Genomic DNA, 1,965 nt, shown 5'->3' on the forward strand with positions numbered 1-1,965 from the left:
TCAGCCGATGCCGGCTACCAAGGAGCGCCACAGCGCGAGGAGCTGGCCGAGGTGGATGTGGACTGGCTGATCGCCGAGCGTCCCGGCAGGGTAAAAACCTTGAAGCAGCATCCGCGCAAGAACAAAACGGCCATCAACATCGAATACATGAAAGCCAGCATCCGTGCCAGGGTGGAGCACCCGTTTCGCATCATCAAGCGGCAGTTCGGCTTCGTGAAAGCCAGATACAAGGGGCTGCTGAAAAACGATAACCAACTGGCGATGTTATTCACCCTGGCCAACCTGTTTCGGGTGGACCAAATGATACGTCAGTGGGAGAGATCTCAGTAAAAACCGGAAATAACGCCAGAAATGGTGGAAAAAATAGCCTAAATAGGCTGATTCGATGTGTTTGCGGGAAAAAAATCGGCCCAGATCCGCGAAATTTTAATCAGCGAGTCAGCTTGGGAAGAAATGACCTGCTTATTCGCACCTTCCTTAATATAAAGACACAAGCAGAGACATTTTTGGCACGATATAAAAACGCTAAGTTAAAAAATCACTATGACGTGTTGGGTATCAAATGTTCACTGGCATAAACCTCTGTTTCTGATGTAAAACAGATTTTCTGAGGAGGCGTAAAACCTCCTCGTACTGCGAAATTGATTTAGTGATAGCGATCGATCACGCCAACCAGATAGTGGTCGGTTTGCTGCATGTTGATGCCCGCTTTTTTAGCGCTGCGGACTTCATCCAGAATGATTTGCAACAGCGTCCCGTCCACGATTTCCTCTTTTCTGTATCGCTTCAGGAAGTTAATCGCTGACTTATCGTTTGCTGCCTGGGCGTCTTCCGTCAAAGAGGTCAGCGCATTAATGCGCTTCTGGTAATCGCTTACCGTCTGCTCAAACAGATCTTCCAGCGTGGAAAATTCACCGCACCGGGCGTGTTGCTCCTGTAACACCGGCGTGGCGCCGCTCTGTTTGATGTATTCGTACATGCGCATCATTTGCGTCACCGTATTTTGCGCCTGATGACGCAAAAATAGTGCGGTGCCATTAAGGCTATTCTCGCTGCACCTCTGGCTGAGCTGAAGATACAAATTTGAGGTATAAAACTCCTGATTCATTTGCGCATTCAGTTTTTGAATTATTCCGCTAGCGATCATAGGACTTCCTTATTTCTTGTCATCTCAGAAAACGGTCACTCTTCGAAAAAACAACCAGAATAAAAGCGATTCTTTCGCTTTTTTTATTGCGCCTGGTTACGCAGTCATATTCATTTTAAGTCGGGATGCTCCTTATTTAAATATCCACCCCTACTATCGCATTTCTATCTGGCATTATTCTGTGATGGTGTTTCGATATTCACACTCCCTGTGCCAATCCTTTCTTATCGACAGTAGGAAACTTCCTCCGGCTATTCTGCTGAACACGATTAGGGGCACTGTTGCAAAGTTAGCGATGAGGCAGCGTTTTGTCTTATTCAAAGGCCTTACATTTCAAAAACTCTGCTTACCAGGCGCATTTCGCCCAGGGGATCACCATAATAAAATGCTGAGGCCTGGCCTTTGCGTAGTGCACGCATCACCTCAATACCTTTGATGGTGGCGTAAGCCGTCTTCATGGATTTAAATCCCAGCGTGGCGCCGATTATCCGTTTCAGTTTGCCATGATCGCATTCAATCACGTTGTTCCGGTACTTAATCTGTCGGTGTTCAACGTCAGACGGGCACCGGCCTTCGCGTTTGAGCAGAGCAAGCGCGCGACCATAGGCGGGCGCTTTATCCGTGTTGATGAATCGCGGGATCTGCCACTTCTTCACGTTGTTGAGGATTTTACCCAGAAACCGGTATGCAGCTTTGCTGTTACGACGGGAGGAGAGATAAAAATCGACAGTGCGGCCCCGGCTGTCGACGGCCCGGTACAGATACGCCCAGCGGCCATTGACCTTCACGTAGGTTTCATCCATGTGCCACGGGCAAAG

General features: G+C 48.4%; 3 protein-coding genes. 1 reads left to right on the forward strand and 2 read right to left on the reverse strand.

Annotation, left to right across the window (positions count from 1 at the left end; all coding sequences use genetic code 11):
- Nucleotides 1–330, forward strand: a 330-nt coding sequence (locus OGY19_RS04060; protein ID WP_202096121.1) for a transposase, incomplete at its 5' end; no start/stop codon positions are given.
- Between the two features lie 316 nt (nt 331–646).
- Here the strand turns inward: OGY19_RS04060 and OGY19_RS04065 are convergent.
- Both OGY19_RS04065 and OGY19_RS04070 read right to left on the reverse strand, forming a co-directional pair.
- The gene (locus OGY19_RS04065; RefSeq protein WP_286596235.1) at nt 647–1,147 is read right to left on the reverse strand and encodes a non-heme ferritin-like protein; all 501 of its coding nucleotides are present in this window, start codon (nt 1,145–1,147) and stop codon (nt 647–649) included.
- A 326-nt stretch (nt 1,148–1,473) separates the two neighbouring features.
- Nucleotides 1,474–1,965: IS6-like element IS26 family transposase (locus tag OGY19_RS04070; protein WP_054623806.1), on the reverse strand; the 492-nt coding region annotated here is incomplete at its 5' end.

The sequence above is a fragment of the Citrobacter sp. Cy070 genome (assembly GCF_030332245.1).
Lineage (GTDB): Bacteria > Pseudomonadota > Gammaproteobacteria > Enterobacterales > Enterobacteriaceae > Citrobacter > Citrobacter youngae.